Here is a 16,298-nt window from a genome sequence, read left to right as displayed (position 1 = left end):
GCTACACCATGAAAAAAATCATTTTTGCCCTGATCACTTCGCTTGGACTGATGGCTGGCGCGCAAGCGTCTGAAGGCGGCATGGCCTGGGACAAGGCGCCCAACAAGACCAATGACATGGCAGCCTTGCAAAACGGTGCCAAGCTTTTCGTCAATTACTGCCTGAACTGCCACTCGGCAGCCTTCATGCGCTTCAATCGCCTGAAAGACATTGGCCTGACCGACCAGCAGATCAAGGACAACTTGTTGTTCACGACTGAAAAAGTCGGTGAAACCATGAAGGCCGCGATTGATCCGAAACAGGCCAAGGACTGGTTTGGCGGCACGCCACCCGACCTGACCGTCATTGCCCGTTCACGTGCCGGTGCAGGCGGTTCCGGTGCAGACTATTTGTACACGTACATGCGTACCTTCTACCGTGATGAAACCAAGGCAACGGGCTGGAACAACCTGGCTTTCCCCAACGTGGCGATGCCGCATGCGCTGTGGGAACTGCAGGGCGTGCGCAAGCCGGTGTATGACGAGAAGGAAGAGCACGGCCACAAGGTTGCCGTTTTCAAGGGCTGGGAGCAGGTCACTCCGGGTTCGATGACCCCGTTGCAATACGACCAGGCCATGGGCGATCTGGTCGGTTATCTTCAGTGGATGGCAGAGCCTGTGCAAAATACCCGTGTCCGTATCGGCGTATGGGTGCTGCTGTTTCTGCTTGGCCTGAGCTTTGTGGCCTGGCGCCTCAACGCGGCGTTCTGGAAAGACGTCAAATAGTTTTGTGCTGATCAATGCGCCCAGGGCCTGCCCTGGCGTACATTGGCACCTTCGGAGTGGACGGTTCTAAGGTTTGAATCTTAGCCTTCCACTCTTTTGCTTTTAGGAGTTCCGAATCATGATGGTCCTTTATTCAGGCACAACCTGCCCTTTTTCGCACCGCTGCCGCTTCGTATTGTTTGAAAAGGGCATGGATTTTGAAATTCGTGACGTAGACCTGTACAACAAGCCTGAAGACATCAGTGTGATGAACCCGTACGGCCAGGTGCCCATTCTGGTCGAGCGCGACCTGATCCTGTACGAGTCGAACATCATCAATGAATACATCGACGAGCGTTTCCCGCATCCGCAACTCATGCCCGGCGACCCGGTTGACCGTGCGCGGGTTCGGCTGTTCCTGCTCAACTTTGAAAAAGAGTTGTTTGTTCATGTCAGCGCCCTCGAATCACGTGCTTCCAAGGGGAACGAAAAAGCGCTTGAAAAATCACGTGCCCACATTCGCGACCGTCTGACGCAACTGGCCCCCATTTTCCTGAAGAACAAGTTCATGCTGGGAGACAGTTTCTCGATGCTGGACGTCGCCATTGCGCCCTTGCTCTGGCGCCTGGATTACTACGGGATCGACCTGTCAAAAAATGCGGCACCACTGCTCAAGTATGCCGAGCGTATCTTTTCCCGTCCTGCCTATATCGAAGCATTGACACCTTCCGAGAAAGTGATGCGCAAGTAAAGCCGCATCGAATTTAACGGAGTCAGCATCTTGGCCGAATTCATGAACGCACCGAACGCCACGTCAACCCGTCCTTACCTGATTCGTGCCTTGTACGAATGGTGCACCGACAACGGTTTCACCCCTTATGTGGCCGTATCGGTGGACAACACCGTGCAGGTGCCACGTGAGTACGTGAAAAATAACGAGATCGTGCTGAACATCGGATTCGATGCCACCAGTTCACTGACCCTGGGGAACGAGTTCATTGAATTCAAGGCGCGTTTTGGCGGAAGTGCGCGTGAAATCCTGGTGCCTATCAGCCATGTGATCGCCATCTATGCCCGGGAAAATGGGCAAGGCATGGCTTTTCCGCTCGAAGTAATTCCTGCCGGAACCAGCGGCACCCTTGAGTCACAAGTGGTCACACCGGCCCACGATGCCCTGCAGACCGGTCATTCTTCTTCAGAAACGCCCGACAGCAAGATCATGCAGTTGGTGGAAAGCATGCCCGACACGGCGGCTGCCAGCAATGGCAAGCAGAAAAAATCCGTTGCGCCCGACCCTCCCAAACCGCCGACACGGCCACGGCCTTCACTCAAGCGCGTGAAGTAGAATACGACTTGTGCCGCTTTAGCTCAGTTGGTAGAGCAACCGCCTTGTAAGCGGTAGGTCGTCAGTTCGATTCCGACAAGCGGCACCATGCAACAGTTTTTGATTAAAAAGCTTAGTCAGCGCAGGCTAGGCAAGCGTTTTTAGCTATAAAAAATATAGCAAACTGCAATAATACCGCATCCACATCCCGCTTTATCGGGTCGCCGTCACGGCGACTTGGCGATCAATATTTTCAGCCTGATTGACTTGACCTTCCAGCCCTGGCGCAACAGGCTTGACTGAAGGAGCGGTACCAACTGCCTGACTTTCGCTGAAGCGGCATTGCCATTGACCAGAAGACACCAGTTTTCGCCATCAATGGGCCCTGCCTTGACGGCTGGTCGCAGGGCTGGTGGAATCAGCGTTTCAATGGCTTTCAATCGTTGGTCTGATTCCCGGACCAAATCGGTGAGCCGCGCGAGGGACGGTGAGTTGCCGGCGGCCTGGTGCAAGCTCACGGCTGATTGCAGGCGTCTGTGCATGGTCAGTTTTTGAAAGGTGTCAGCATGGCGATTTGATTATCGCGGATGCTCAAGCGTGGTTTTGCCGTTGTGGGCAATGCATTGCACCCTTGAAAGCGCATTCGTTTGGCGCACACAAAGGGCCGTTTTCCTGGCAGCGCTAAAATCTGCGGTTTGCGCACGGTTGAACTAACTGTTTGTGCCCACACCTAAGTTCCGTACTCAATAAGGGATTTTGGCCGCATTGCCAGCTCAGGGGAGCGGCCAATAGCGGCTTCGCATTTATGGCTTCCAATATCCTGACAAAAATTTTCGGCAGCCGCAACGATCGGCTGCTCAAGACCTACCGCAAAACCGTAGACCAAATCAATGCGCTGGAAACGCAGTACGAAAAGCTTGACGATGACCAGTTGCGCGCCAAGACGCAGGAGTTCAGGGACCGGGTAGCCGCTGGCGAAGCCCTGGATGCTTTGCTTCCCGAGGCTTTTGCCGTCGTGCGTGAAGGCAGCAAGCGCATCATGAAGATGCGCCATTTCGACGTTCAGTTGCTGGGCGGCATGTCGCTGCACAACGGAAAAATTTCGGAAATGCGTACCGGTGAAGGCAAGACCCTGACCGCCACGCTGCCGGTGTACCTCAATGCGCTGACCGGCAAGGGCGTGCATGTGGTCACGGTCAATGACTACCTGGCCAGCCGCGATGCCCGCTGGATGGGCAAGCTGTACAACTTCCTTGGCATGAGCGTTGGCATCAATCTGCCCAACATGTCGCGCGAGGAAAAGCAGGCGGCCTACAACTCCGACATCACCTACGGCACCAACAACGAGTTCGGCTTTGATTACCTGCGTGACAACATGGTGTATGAAATCGGCGACCGCGTTCAGCGCGGGCTGAACTTTGCCATCGTCGATGAGGTGGACTCGATCCTGATCGACGAGGCGCGCACGCCGCTCATCATCAGCGGCCAGGCCGAAGACCACACCGAGATGTACCTGGCCATCAACCAGGTCGTTCCCTTGCTGACACGCCAGGAGGGCGAGGCCGATCCGCGCACCGGCGAGGGCGTGACAAAACCCGGCGACTACACGATCGATGAAAAGACGCACCAGGTGTTCCTGACCGAACAAGGCCACGAAAACGCTGAACGCATCCTGTTCGAGATGGGCCTGATTCCCGAAGGCGCCACGCTCTACGACCCGGCCAATATTTCGCTGATGCACCACCTGTATGCCGCACTGCGCGGCAACCTGCTGTACCACCGCGACCAGCACTATGTGGTGCAGGACGGTGAAGTCGTGATCGTGGACGAGTTCACCGGTCGCCTGATGTCGGGCCGCCGCTGGAGCGATGGGCTGCACCAGGCGGTGGAAGCCAAGGAAGGGGTCCAAATCCAGGCTGAAAACCAGACGCTGGCTTCGATTACCTTCCAGAACTATTTCCGCCTGTACAAGACCTTGGCCGGCATGACCGGAACGGCCGACACCGAAGCCTACGAATTCCAGGAAATCTACGGTTTAGAGACGACCGTGATTCCGCCCAACCGCATCAGCAAGCGCGAAGACCAGCTCGACCGCGTGTACAAGACCACGCGCGAGAAATACGAGGCGGCGATCAAGGACATTCGCGAATGCTATGAGCGCGGCCAGCCGGTGCTGGTGGGGACGAGCTCCATCGAAAATTCCGAAATCATCGACCAGTTGCTGGTCAAGGAAAACTTGCCGCACCAGGTGCTCAATGCCAAGCAGCACGCTAGAGAGGCCGACATCGTGGCGCAGGCCGGGCGTCCGAAGATGATCACCATTGCCACCAACATGGCGGGTCGCGGCACCGACATCGTGCTGGGTGGCAACCTTGAAAAAATGATTGAACCGGTTGAGGCAGACGAGTCGCTGGACGCTGCCGCGAAAGAAGCTGAAATTGCCCGCTTGCGCGCTCAGTGGAAACAGGAGCACGAACAAGTCACTGCGCTGGGGGGTTTGCGCATCATTGCGACCGAGCGGCATGAGTCACGCCGTATTGACAACCAACTGCGTGGCCGTTCGGGCCGTCAGGGCGACCCGGGTTCCTCGCGCTTTTACCTGGGCCTGGATGATCCGCTGATGCGCATTTTTGCCGGTGACCGCGTCAAGTCCATCATGGAGCGCCTGAAGATGCCCGATGGCGAGGCCATCGAAGCGGGCATCGTCACGCGCAGCATCGAATCGGCGCAGCGCAAGGTCGAGGCGCGCAACTTCGACATCCGCAAGCAGCTGCTGGAATACGACGATGTGTCCAACGACCAGCGCAAGGTGATTTACCAGCAGCGCAACGACATCATGGACGCCAGCGACCTGCAGCCGCAAATCGCGTCGCTGCGCGAAGGCTGTTTCACCGACCTGGCGCGGCAGTATGTGCCGGCGGAAAGTGTTGAAGAGCAGTGGGACGTGGCCGGGCTTGAAAAAACGCTGCGCGAAGACTGGCACATCGAACTGGACCTGCGCCAGCAAATCGAAGCCGCCACGGCCATCACCGACGAGGAAGTGCTGGAGAAAGTCAGCGCCGCCGCTGAAGCCGCCTTTGCCGACAAGCTGGAAAAGATCGGCAAGGAAAATTTCACCCAGTTCGAACGCGTTGTGCTGCTGCAAAGCATCGACAGCCACTGGCGTGAGCACCTGAGCGCGCTGGACTATCTGCGCCAGGGCATTCACCTGCGCGGCTATGCCCAGAAGCAGCCCAAGCAGGAATACAAGCGCGAAGCCTTCGAGCTGTTTGGGCAACTGCTGGACAGCGTGAAGAACGAGGTCACCAAGACCTTGATGACGGTCCAGGTCCAGTCAAGCGAGCAACTCGATCAGGCGGCCGAAGCGCTCGAAAGCCGGGCAGAAAACATCAGCAATGTGACCTACACCGCGCCGACTGAAACGGGCGAAACGGAAACAACGGTTGATGAAGCGACGCGGCGGCGGCAGGCCATTCCTGCTACCTCCATGCCGCGTGTCGGTCGCAATGATCCGTGCCCCTGCGGCTCAGGCAAGAAATACAAGCTTTGCCACGGCAAGCTGACCTGATCGCCTGCGCGTATTGAGCATTTCATGGGCGCCAGCGGCGTCCCAACCCTGTCTTACCGGAGTCATCCATGCCTGTCAACCTGATTGCCACGCCCGCCGCCGACCTTTATCCCGTGCCCGGCGTGCGCTGGGGCATTGCCGAAGCCGGCATCCGCAAGGCCAATCGCAAGGACTTGGCCGTGCTGCTGCTCGATGAGGGCGCTTCGGTCGGCGCGGTCTTCACCCAGAACCGGTTTTGCGCCGCGCCGGTGCAAATCTGCCGTGAGCACTTGGCCGCCAATGCAGGCCAGAACCACGGCATCCGGGCCATGCTGATCAATACCGGCAACGCCAACGCCGGCACCGGCCATGACGGGCTGATCCGCGCCCAGTCCACCTGCATTGAACTGGCCCGCCTGCTCAATCTTTCACCTGAGCAGATCCTGCCGTTTTCAACCGGCGTCATCATGGAGCCGCTGCCGCATGACCGGATTGCCGCCGGGATTCCTGCGGCGCTGGCCGATGCCAGGGCAGACAACTGGGCCAACGCCGCCGAAGCCATCATGACCACCGACACGGTGCCCAAGGCGTTTTCAACCGGCATCACGCTGGGCGGCGCCACGGTCACCATCACCGGCATCAGCAAGGGCGCGGGCATGATCCGGCCCAACATGGCGACCATGCTGGGCTTTCTGGCGACTGATGCCTGCGTGTCGCAGGCCTTGATGGCGCAACTGGCCAGGGAACTGGCCGATGCCTCCTTCAACCGCATCACGATTGACGGCGATACCTCGACCAACGATTCCTTCGTGGTGATTGCCAGCAACCAGGCCGCCCACGCACCCATCACGTCGCTCGACAGCGCCGATGGCCAGGTCTTGCGCACAGCCATGATGGGCATTGCGCAGCAACTGGCGCAGGCCATCGTGCGCGACGGCGAAGGCGCCACCAAGTTCATCACCATCCGGGTCGAGGGCGGCAAGACCGGCGAGGAATGCCGCCAGGTCGGCTATGCCATCGCCCATTCGCCGCTGGTCAAGACGGCATTTTTTGCCAGCGACCCCAACCTGGGGCGGATTCTGGCTGCCGTCGGTTATGCCGGCATTGCCGATCTCGACCAGACGAAGATCGATCTCTACCTTGACGACGTGCTGGTCGCCAAGGATGGCGGCCGGCACGCGGACTACGTCGAAGCCGACGGCCAGCGGGTGATGAAGCAAAGCGAGATCACCGTGCGCGTCGTGCTGGGCCGGGGCGACGCGCTGGACACCGTGTGGACCTGCGACCTGTCCTACGACTACGTCAAGATCAACGCAGACTACCGCAGCTGAACCGGCAGGTCATTGAGCATGAACGAACAGTTTGAACGCCTGATGGTGCGCGTCGAGTCGCTGATGGCACGCATCGAATCCGTCCTGCCGCAACCCCTGGGCGCGCCGGACTGGAGCGCCTCCGTGGCTTTCCGCTACCGCAAGCGCAGCTCCGGCCATGCGTCGCTGGAACCGGTCCGGCACCTGGGCACGATGCAGCTGGCTGACCTGAAGGAAATTGAAGACCAGAAGGAAAAAATCCGGCGAAACACCGAACAGTTCGTCAGCGGCCAGCCGGCCAACAACGTGTTGCTGACCGGTTCGCGCGGCACCGGAAAATCGTCCTTGATCAAGGCCTGCCTGAACGAGTATTCGGCCCGTGGCCTGCGCCTGATCGAAGTGGACAAGGCCGACCTGACCGACCTGCCCGACATCGTCGACGTGGTGTCCGGCCTGCCGGAAAAATTCATTGTCTTTTGCGATGATCTCAGCTTTGAAGAAGGCGAGCCCGGCTACAAGGCGCTCAAGTCCATTCTGGATGGCTCGATTGCCGCCGCCACGCCGAACGTGCTGATCTACGCCACCAGCAATCGCCGCCACCTGCTGCCCGAGTACATGATGGAAAACCTGACCTACACGCACACCGAGGATGGTGAAGTCCATCCCGGCGAGGTCGTGGAGGAAAAGATTTCCCTGTCCGAGCGCTTTGGCCTGTGGGTCAGTTTCTACCCGTTCAGCCAGGACGAATACCTGACCATCGTGGCCCAGTGGCTGTCGTCGTTTGGCGTGGGTGCCGAGGCCATCGCAGCGGCACGCCCGGCCTCGCTGGTCTGGGCGCTGGAGCGCGGCTCGCGCAGCGGCCGCGTGGCCTACCAGTTTGCGCGCGACTACGCCGGCCAGCATGCGGCCCCGGCCCCGTGACTGAACCGGTGCTGATGGCCGACGCGTCCGCGCCTAGAGAAGGCGGCGCCAACCGCAAGGTGGTCGAGGTGGCGGTGGGCGTATTGATCCAGCCCGGCGGCCAGTTTCTGCTCACCTCCCGCCCGCCCGGCAAGGTCTATGCCGGCTACTGGGAATTTCCGGGCGGCAAGCTGGAGGCGGGCGAGAGCGTTGAAGACGCGCTGCGCCGCGAACTTCAGGAGGAAATCGGCATCACCATCGGCGCCGTCCACCCCTGGAAGATCGAGATGGTCGATTACCCGCATGCGCTGGTCCGCCTGAACTTCTGCAAGGTCTTCGACTGGCAGGGCGAGTTGCAGATGCATGAAGGCCAGATGTATGCATGGCAGTCCCTGCCGGTGCAAGTCGCGCCCGTGCTGCCGGGAACGGTGCCGGTGCTGGCGTGGTTTGCGCAGGAGCGTGAGATTCAAGCGCCCTCGTTTTGATCTGCCAACAAATTTTCAGCATCAAATAGGCCTCTGGTGAACGGCTGGTCTATATAAGTAGCTATAAATTCAGTAGCGAAAAACAGTCCGGCTGCCTTGAGACCGATGATGGACGTTGCATGACCCTTTACCAAAGCCTTTTTGTGATTGGCCTGCTGATCGCGGCCAGCGCCTTCTTTTCCGTGTCGGAAATTTCCCTGGCGGCTTCGCGCCGCCTGCGCCTGCGCCAGATGGCCGACGATGGCAACCTGCAGGCCGAACGCGTGCTGCGCATCCAGGAGCAGCCGGGCGACTATTTCACCGTCGTGCAGATCGGCCAGAATGCCGTCGCTATTCTGGGCGGCATTGTGGGCGAGGGCGCGCTGAGCCCGCACTTCAATGCCTTTTTCGGACTCTGGCTGCCGGCGCCGACCGCGCAGACCGTGGGCTTTCTCAGCTCCTTTCTCATCGTCACGTCGCTTTTCATCCTGTTCGCGGACCTGTTCCCGAAGCGCCTGGGAATGGCCACGCCCGAGCTTCTGGCGATCCGCGTGTCGCAGCCCATGACGGTCTGCATGATGCTGATGCGCCCCCTGGTGTGGTTTTACAGCCGCCTGGCCGATGCCCTGTTTCGCCTGTTCGGCCTGTCCTCGCTGCGCGACGACCGCATCACCTCGGACGATATCCTGGCCATGATGGAAGCCGGCGCGGTGGCCGGTGTGCTGGCGGCGCGCGAGCAGCAGGTGATCACGAATGTGTTTGAACTCGACACCCGCACGGTGGGCAGCGCCATGTCGCCGCGTGACCGGATTGCCTTCTTTTTGCGCGATGACCTGGACTCGGTGATCCGGCTGCGCATCGCGGCCGAACCGTTTTCGACCTATCCGGTATGCGAGGGCGACATCGACCATGTGGTCGGCTATGTCGATGCCAAGGACCTGTTCCAGCGCGTGCTCAACAGCCAGCCGATTTCCCTGGCCGACGACAGCCTGGTGCGCAAGGTGCTGATCGTTCCCGACCGGCTGACGCTGTCCGAAGTGCTGGAGCAGTTCCGCCAGGTCCACGAGGACTTCGCCGTCATCGTCAACGAATACAGCATGGTGGTCGGCGTGGTCACGCTCAACGACGTGATGAGCACGGTGATGGGCGACCTGGTGTCGCCTTTCGATGAAGAACTGATCGTGCGGCGCGACGAGAATTCCTGGCTGATCGACGGCGTCACGCCCATCGAGGACGTGCTGCGCACCCTGGGGCTGGATCACCTGCCGCATGCCGAAGACTACGAAACGCTGGCCGGCTTCCTGATGGTTATGCTGCGCCGCGTGCCCCGCCGCACCGACAGCGTAAGCTGGGGCGGCTTCAAGTTCGAGGTGCTCGACGTGGACAGCTACCGCATCGACCAGGTCATGGTGTCGCGGCTGGCCGATGGCGCCGCCGGCACGGCCATGGCTGCTGCGGATGCCGGCCCGGCTACGTCCTGACGCGCTGGCGGACTGTCAGTATCAGCCGACGGCGCGGTCGCCGGGCAGCCAGCTGCGCTGCGCCGCAAACACCGCTTCGGGGTAGGGCGCCCGGCCCCGGCTGCCGTTGTAGCGGCCCAGTCCCAGAAAAGGGTCGCCGCGCTCCCGGTCCAGGTAATGGCGAAGAATCACGCAGCCGAAGCGCAGGTTGGTCTGCATGTGAAACAGCTTGCCCGGGTCGCCATCGCCAATCACGCGCGTCCAGAAAGGCATGACCTGCATGTAGCCGCGCGCACCGACGCTGCTGACGGCGAACTTGCGGAAATTGCTTTCGACCTGGATCAGTCCCATGACCAGCGTCACGTCCAGCCCGGCACGCTTGCTCTCGTACCAGACCGTCTGCAAAAACTCCTGGCGGATCTGCAATTCGGGGATCTTGCGTTTCAAACGCTCGCTCATGGCGCCCAGCCAGCGCAGGTACGCCAGCTTGCTGTCGGTGCTCCCGAACTCGGGAATGGGCGGTGCCTGGTTGGCAATGGCCGAGCCCAGTGCCGTGCGCACCGAGTCCATCAACGGTTCCTCCAGCTGCCCTCCGGCACTGGCATGCTGCGAAAACAATAGCGATAAACCCGCGCCAGATGTGCGGGAAAGCCATTTTCTTCTTGAAAAAATCACTGAATTTTCTGTGTGGGGCAGAGGCACGCTCATGCGCGGATCAAGACGGTCAGCCTTCACAAAGCCAGTTTGTCCTTGAGGAAGCCGAACACATTCGCCGCATCGACCTTGCTGGCAACCGTGTCGCGTCGATGCTGGTACTCGATGTGGCCTTCCTTCAGGCCCCGGTCGCCAATGGTGACGCGGTGCGGCACGCCAATCAGTTCCCAGTCGGCGAACATGGCGCCGGGCCGCTCATTGCGGTCGTCCAGCATCACATCGACGCCTGCGGCCAGCAGCTCGGCATGCAGTTGCTCGGCGGCGGCCTTCACGTCGGGGAAGCGGTCTGGACTGATCGGGCAGATCACCAGCGTGAACGGGGCAATCGCATCCGGCCAGATGATGCCGCGCTCATCATGGTTCTGCTCGATGGCTGCCGCCGGCAGGCGGGTGATGCCGATGCCGTAGCAGCCCATTTCCAGGAATTGCGGCTTGCCGTTCTCTCCCAGGAAGGTGGCATTCATCGCTTTGCTGTACTTGGTGCCGAGGTAGAACACATGGCCGACCTCGATTCCGCGCTCGATGGCCAGCACGCCCTGGCCGTCAGGCGACAGGTCGCCGGCGACGACGTTGCGGATGTCCGCGATCAGGTCGGGTTCGGGCAGGTCGCGGCCCCAGTTGACGCCGGTGATATGAAAGTCGGCTTCATTCGCGCCGCAGACCCAGTCGGCCAGCACGGCGACTTCGCGGTCCGCCACCAGCTTGACCGGCTTTTTCAGGTTCAGTGGCCCGAGGTAGCCCGGCTCGCAGCCAAAGTGCTCGTCAATCTCGGCCAGGGTGGCAAAGCGGAAACCAGCCAGTCCGGGAACCTTGCCAACCTTGATTTCGTTCATGTTGTGGTCGCCGCGCAGCAGCAGCAGCCAGACCTGGGTCTTGACGATTTCGCCAGTTTTGCTGGTCTGGTCGGTGGCGAGCACCAGCGACTTGACGGTGGTTTCCAGCGGAATGCCGAGCAGCTCGGCGACATCGGCGCACGTGGCCTTGCCGGGCGTTGGCGTGTTGACCATGGCTTGCGACGCAACTGGTCGCGGGCCGGCGGGCGCCAATGCTTCAGCCTTTTCCATGTTCGCCGCATAGTCGCTGGTCGGGCAATAAACGATGGCGTCCTCGCCGGTGGTGGCAATCACCTGGAATTCTTCGCTCAGGTCGCCGCCGATGGCGCCGCTGTCGGCCGCCACGGCGCGGTAGGTCAGGCCGAAGCGGTCAAAGATCTTGCGGTAAGCCTGCGCCATGTTCTGGTAGCTGACCTTGGCGGCGGTGGCGTCGCGGTCAAAACTGTAGGCATCCTTCATGATGAATTCGCGGCCGCGCATCAGGCCGAAACGCGGACGGCGCTCGTCGCGGAACTTGGTCTGAATCTGGTAGAGGTTTTTGGGCAACTGCTTGTAGCTGCGGATGTCCTGGCGCATCACGTCGGTGACGACTTCTTCGCTGGTCGGCTGCACCACGAAGTCGCGGCCGTGGCGGTCCTTGATGCGCAGCAGTTCAGGCCCCATGCTTTCGAAACGGCCGGTTTCCTGCCAGAGTTCGGCGGGCTGCACCACTGGCATGCTCATTTCAATTACACCAGCGCGGTTCATTTCTTCACGGACAATCGCTTCCACCTTGCGGATCACGCGCAGGCCCATGGGCATGTAGTTGTAGATGCCGGCGCCCAGTTTCTTGATCAGGCCGGCGCGCATCATGAGCTGGTGGCTGACGATTTCCGCGTCGGCAGGGGCTTCCTTGAGGGTGGAAATGAGGAACTGGGAGGCTTTCATGGGCTATTTTTCTGGGTTGGGAGACTGCCGTCCGGCTGTGCGCTTGGCGGGTGCGCCTTCGCTGTGCATAATGGACACAGTTTAAAAATTTTGAGGTTTGATTATGCTTGACAGGGACGGATTTCGGCCCAATGTCGGCATCATCTTGCTCAACCAGAGAAGTCAGGTATTTTGGGGCAAACGCATCCGTACCCACTCATGGCAATTCCCGCAGGGCGGCATTGATCGGGGCGAAAACCCCGAACAGGCCATGTTCCGCGAGTTGCATGAAGAGGTCGGACTGCATCCACAGCACGTTCAGGTGCTGGCCCGTACCCGAGACTGGTTGCGCTATGAGGTGCCCGACCGATTCATCCGGCGCGATGCGCGCGGACACTACAAAGGCCAGAAGCAAATCTGGTTTCTGCTTCAACTGGTCGGTCACGACTGGGATTTGAACCTGCGCGCCACCAACCATCCAGAGTTTGACGCCTGGCGCTGGAACGACTACTGGGTGCCGCTCGATGTCGTGGTCGAGTTCAAGCGCGGCGTCTACGAAATGGCGCTGACCGAACTGTCGCGCTTCGTGCCGCGTTGCGAATTTCGCTTCGATGCGCGTCCGGAGCAGCGCAACCGCTATTTGCGCGGCGGCCTGCACCAGCGCGATCTGCTGGCCGGCCAGTCGGCGGAGTCGGCGTCATTTCTCGCCTCAGGCGGGATTCCTTCTTGCGCCAGCCGGCCGGGAGTTCCTTTCGAGTTGCCCCCGGGCGCCACGTTCGAGCCGGACCCGCAGACCAGTTTCGGTCTGAATGCACCCACCAAAAAAGCATGAAATTCAAGTCAGCCTCGATAGTTGCCGGTGTTCTCCTGCTGGGTTTGAGCACCTCGGTCTTGTCACAGTTCGCCGTCGATGAACCCGAGTGGAAAGAATCGGACACGCCGCCGCCACCCGCTTTTGACATGGGAAAACTGATCAGCCTGGACGTATCTCCCAATTCCTCGCTGACCTACGGCGTCGATCCCGCATCCATCAGCCTCACCAAAAGCGACGGCGTGGTGCGTTATGTGATGGTGGCGACCAGCGCCAGCGGGGCGCGCAACGTGATGTATGAAGGCATCCGCTGCTCTACCGGCGAATTCAAGACGTATGCGCGTTACTCGGCCGATGGGAAGTGGAGCCTGGTCACCGATCCGCAATGGCGCTCGATGTTTGGCAACATGCCTTCGAAACATCCCTTGCGGCTGGCGAAGGCTGGCGCTTGCGACAACGCAGCGCCGGCAAGCTCGGTCAAGGAAATGGTCAGCCGGCTGAAAAACCCGAACTCCAGGGTAACGCCATAAGCCAGGGGGCAGCCAGCCCGTGCTGGCAGTGCGTGCGCCCCGCTTAACGGCTGAGGATCAGGTTGGTGCGGTGAACCATTTCGGATTCGCCGGTGTAACCCAGCAACCGTTCGAATTCCGACGAAACCTTGCGGCAAATCAGCCGGGCTTCCGAACTGGAGTAGTTGGCAAGGCCGCGCGCGATTTCAGTGCCATCGGCATCCTTGATGGCAATCACGTCGCCGCGCGAAAAGTCACCCTGAACGCCCGTCATGCCAATAGGCAGCAGGCTCTTGCCGCCGATCTGCACCATGCTGGCAGCACCCGGGTCCACCGTGACCGAACCGCGCAACTGCAGGTGATCGGCCATCCATTGCTTGCGCGCCTGCATTTTCTGGGTCTGGGCGACCAGCAGCGTGCCAATCGCCTCGCCCCGGGTCAGACGGATCAAGGCTTGCGGTTCGCGGCCCCAGGCAATCACCGTCGAGGCGCCTGAGCCCGCCGCGCGCTTGGCCGCCAGAATCTTGGTGATCATGCCGCCGCTGCCAATGCTGGAGCCAGCGCCGCCCGCCATGGCTTCGAGCGCTACATCGCCGGCCTTGGCTTCGTGCACGAACTGCGCCGCAGGATCTTTGCGCGGATCGGCGGTGTACAGGCCCTTCTGGTCGGTCAGGATGATGAGCGCATCGGCTTCGACCAGGTTGGCCACCAGCGCACCCAGGGTGTCGTTGTCGCCGAACTTGATCTCGTCGTTGACGACGGTGTCGTTCTCGTTGATCACCGGCACCACGCCGAGTTGCAGCAAGGTCAGCAGGGTGGAGCGCGCGTTGAGGTAGCGCTCGCGGTCTGCCAGGTCGGCATGGGTCAGCAGCACCTGCGCGCTGCCGATGCCGTTTTCGCGCAGCTTGGTTTCATACATCTGCACCAAGCCCATCTGGCCCACGGCGGCGGCCGCCTGCAGTTCATGGATGGCCTTGGGGCGGGTGCGCCAGCCCAGACGCTTCATGCCCTCGGCAATCGCGCCGCTGCTCACCATGATGACTTCGCGGCCGTCCTTGACCAAGGCGGCCAGCTGCTCGGACCACTGGCCGATGGCCTCGGCGTCCAGGCCGCGGCCTTCGTTGGTCACCAGGCTGGAGCCGACCTTGACCACGATGCGACGGGCGTTGCGTAGAACAGTCGAGCCTGATGGAGCGTTCATTTTTAAGTGTTTTAAGGCTCTGGCGCAAGGTGGGCGGGCGCAGCCAGCTATTGTTTACAGAGCAGCCTGAATATTCGGCTGCCGGGAAATGGGCAGCAATCAGTCGGAAGACGCCGGGCTTTTGGGCTCGGGCGGCAACTCGATGAAGCGTGGATCGATTTCCTCCTCGGGCTGCTCGCTTTTCTGGACTTTCTTGACGTGCTGGTAAATCGTCTTGACGAGCTGCTCGCAGCCTTCGCGGGTCAGCGCCGAAATTTCAAAGACGGGTCCCTTGAACTTGAAGCGCTTGACGAAATCCTTGACGACTTCGGCACGCTTGTCGCCATCGATCATGTCGAGCTTGTTGAGGACCAGCCAGCGCGGCTTTTTGTGCAGCGCCTCGTCGTACTTCTTGAGTTCGCCGACGATGGCCTTGGCCTGTGCCACGGGATCGACGTTGTCGTCAAACGGCGCCAGATCGACAATATGCAGCAGCAGCCGGGTGCGCTGAAGATGCCGTAAAAAGAGGTGCCCCAGGCCCGCGCCTTCCGACGCGCCTTCAATCAGGCCCGGCAAGTCGGCCACGACAAAACTCTGCTCGGGTCCGACACGGACCACGCCCAGATTCGGGTGCAGCGTCGTGAACGGGTAATCGGCAATGCGCGGCCTGGCATTCGAGACCGCCGAGATGAACGTCGATTTTCCGGCGTTCGGCATGCCCAGCAGGCCCACATCGGCCAGCACCTTGAGTTCGAGCTTGAGGCTTTTGCGGTCGCCGGGCCAGCCGGGCGTCTTGCTGCGCGGCGCGCGATTCGTCGAGCTTTTGAAGCGCAGGTTGCCAAAACCGCCGTCGCCGCCCTTGGCGATCAGGATCTGCTCACCGGGCACCAGCAACTCGAAAAGAACCTCGCCGGTTTCGGCATCTGTCAGGATGGTGCCGACCGGCATTTTTAAAATAATATCGTCGCCCTTGGCACCGAACATGTCCGAACCCATGCCGTGGCCGCCGTTGCGCGCATCATGCCGGCGTGAAAACCGGAAGTCGACCAGCGTGTTCAGGTTGATGTCCGCCACCGCGTACACATGGCCGCCGCGCCCGCCATCACCCCCGTTCGGACCGCCGAACTCTTTGTATTTTTCGTGGCTGAACGAGACGCAGCCGCTCCCGCCATCGCCGGCGGCAATGTCAATATAAGCTTCGTCAACAAATTTCATGATGGAGTGATGTGCAGGTAGGAAAGGTTATCTGGGGGCGGTTGACAAACAAAAAAGCCCCGACTGGTCGGGGCTTCGATGCCATCGAAGTGATCGGCTTACGCCGAGGTCACATTGACAGTGCGCTTGTTCATCGAACCCTTGATGCAAAAGGAGACTTGACCGTCCACCAGTGCATACAGTGTGTGGTCTTTGCCGATGCCGACATTGACGCCCGGGTGGAACTGGGTACCACGCTGGCGCACGATGATGCTGCCTGCGTTAATTACTTCGCCGCCAAATTTCTTGACGCCAAGCATCTTGGGCTGTGAATCACGCCCGTTTCGCGTAGAGCCGCCGCCTTTTTTCTGTGCCATTTTTCGTTACTCCTGGTACTGAACTG

The 16,298-nt window shown here is 60.5% G+C and carries 16 protein-coding genes and 1 tRNA gene; 11 read left to right on the top strand and 6 right to left on the bottom strand.

Features of this window, described 5'->3' with window-relative positions; translation table 11 throughout:
• Window positions 1-8 precede the first annotated feature (8 nt).
• The 4 genes from EC86_RS0112270 (at window position 9) to EC86_RS0112255 (ending at window position 2,176) form a co-directional block, all read left to right on the top strand.
• Window positions 9-764, top strand: a complete 756-nt coding sequence (locus tag EC86_RS0112270; protein ID WP_029525919.1) for a cytochrome c1 — start codon at window positions 9-11, stop codon at window positions 762-764.
• 118 nt (window positions 765-882) lie between these two features.
• Complete coding sequence (locus EC86_RS0112265; RefSeq protein ID WP_029525917.1) at window positions 883-1,494, top strand: glutathione S-transferase N-terminal domain-containing protein; 612 nt, start codon at window positions 883-885, stop codon at window positions 1,492-1,494.
• Between the two features lie 42 nt (window positions 1,495-1,536).
• Window positions 1,537-2,088, top strand: a complete 552-nt coding sequence (locus EC86_RS0112260; protein WP_029525916.1) for a ClpXP protease specificity-enhancing factor — start codon at window positions 1,537-1,539, stop codon at window positions 2,086-2,088.
• Between the two features lie 12 nt (window positions 2,089-2,100).
• A tRNA-Thr gene (locus EC86_RS0112255) sits at window positions 2,101-2,176 on the top strand.
• A gap of 118 nt (window positions 2,177-2,294) precedes the next feature.
• Here EC86_RS0112255 and EC86_RS0112250 read toward each other — a convergent pair.
• Window positions 2,295-2,609, bottom strand: a complete 315-nt coding sequence (locus EC86_RS0112250; RefSeq protein WP_029525915.1) for a hypothetical protein — start codon at window positions 2,607-2,609, stop codon at window positions 2,295-2,297.
• 263 nt (window positions 2,610-2,872) lie between these two features.
• On the opposite strand from EC86_RS0112250, the gene secA reads away from it, so the two are divergent.
• The 5 genes from secA to EC86_RS0112225 all read left to right on the top strand — a co-directional run bounded on the left by secA (window position 2,873) and on the right by EC86_RS0112225 (window position 9,769).
• Complete coding sequence (secA, locus tag EC86_RS0112245; protein ID WP_029525914.1) at window positions 2,873-5,635, top strand: preprotein translocase subunit SecA; 2,763 nt, start codon at window positions 2,873-2,875, stop codon at window positions 5,633-5,635.
• A gap of 68 nt (window positions 5,636-5,703) precedes the next feature.
• Complete coding sequence (gene argJ, locus EC86_RS0112240; protein ID WP_029525913.1) at window positions 5,704-6,945, top strand: bifunctional glutamate N-acetyltransferase/amino-acid acetyltransferase ArgJ; 1,242 nt, start codon at window positions 5,704-5,706, stop codon at window positions 6,943-6,945.
• A gap of 18 nt (window positions 6,946-6,963) precedes the next feature.
• Complete coding sequence (locus EC86_RS0112235; RefSeq protein ID WP_029525912.1) at window positions 6,964-7,845, top strand: ATP-binding protein; 882 nt, start codon at window positions 6,964-6,966, stop codon at window positions 7,843-7,845.
• A 14-nt stretch (window positions 7,846-7,859) separates the two neighbouring features.
• A complete protein-coding gene (locus tag EC86_RS0112230; protein WP_029525911.1) occupies window positions 7,860-8,309 on the top strand; it encodes an NUDIX domain-containing protein in 450 nt (149 codons plus the stop codon).
• Window positions 8,310-8,428: 119 nt separating this feature from the next.
• Window positions 8,429-9,769 carry a polyamine export protein PaeA gene (locus EC86_RS0112225; RefSeq protein WP_029525910.1) on the top strand — a complete coding sequence of 447 codons (1,341 nt, stop codon included), beginning with the start codon at window positions 8,429-8,431 and terminating at the stop codon, window positions 9,767-9,769.
• A 21-nt stretch (window positions 9,770-9,790) separates the two neighbouring features.
• Here EC86_RS0112225 and EC86_RS0112220 read toward each other — a convergent pair whose 3' ends face one another.
• Entirely contained in the window at window positions 9,791-10,456 is a 666-nt protein-coding gene (locus tag EC86_RS0112220; protein ID WP_029525909.1) for a lytic transglycosylase domain-containing protein, read from the bottom strand.
• 23 nt (window positions 10,457-10,479) lie between these two features.
• Window positions 10,480-12,222 (bottom strand): proline--tRNA ligase, encoded by a 1,743-nt coding sequence (locus EC86_RS0112215; RefSeq protein WP_029525908.1) that lies wholly within the window; start codon window positions 12,220-12,222, stop codon window positions 10,480-10,482.
• A 103-nt stretch (window positions 12,223-12,325) separates the two neighbouring features.
• On the opposite strand from EC86_RS0112215, the gene EC86_RS0112210 reads away from it, so the two are divergent.
• Together EC86_RS0112210 and EC86_RS0112205 are read left to right on the top strand one after the other, a co-directional pair.
• Window positions 12,326-13,033: an RNA pyrophosphohydrolase gene (locus EC86_RS0112210; protein WP_029525907.1), complete on the top strand. Its 708-nt coding sequence runs from the start codon at window positions 12,326-12,328 to the stop codon at window positions 13,031-13,033.
• Window positions 13,030-13,542 carry a CNP1-like family protein gene (locus tag EC86_RS0112205; RefSeq protein ID WP_029525906.1) on the top strand — a complete coding sequence of 171 codons (513 nt, stop codon included), beginning with the start codon at window positions 13,030-13,032 and terminating at the stop codon, window positions 13,540-13,542. The genes EC86_RS0112210 and EC86_RS0112205 overlap by 4 nt, the downstream gene beginning before the upstream one ends.
• 43 nt (window positions 13,543-13,585) lie before the next feature.
• Here EC86_RS0112205 and proB read toward each other — a convergent pair whose 3' ends face one another.
• From proB to rpmA, 3 genes are all read right to left on the bottom strand, one after another.
• Window positions 13,586-14,722, bottom strand: coding sequence for a glutamate 5-kinase (gene proB / locus EC86_RS0112200; protein ID WP_029525905.1), 1,137 nt, complete (start codon window positions 14,720-14,722; stop codon window positions 13,586-13,588).
• 99 nt (window positions 14,723-14,821) lie between these two features.
• On the bottom strand, window positions 14,822-15,916 hold the full coding sequence (cgtA, locus tag EC86_RS0112195) for an Obg family GTPase CgtA (RefSeq protein WP_029525904.1): 1,095 nt from the start codon (window positions 15,914-15,916) through the stop codon (window positions 14,822-14,824).
• Between the two features lie 98 nt (window positions 15,917-16,014).
• On the bottom strand, window positions 16,015-16,272 hold the full coding sequence (gene rpmA / locus EC86_RS0112190; protein WP_029525903.1) for a 50S ribosomal protein L27: 258 nt from the start codon (window positions 16,270-16,272) through the stop codon (window positions 16,015-16,017).
• Between the last annotated feature and the right edge of the window lie 26 nt (window positions 16,273-16,298).

Origin of the sequence: Polaromonas glacialis (assembly GCF_000709345.1) — a bacterium.
Lineage (GTDB): Bacteria > Pseudomonadota > Gammaproteobacteria > Burkholderiales > Burkholderiaceae_C > Polaromonas > Polaromonas glacialis.
The sequence above is the reverse complement of the archived record's forward strand: the minus strand, read 5'-3'. Positions and strand labels throughout refer to the sequence as shown.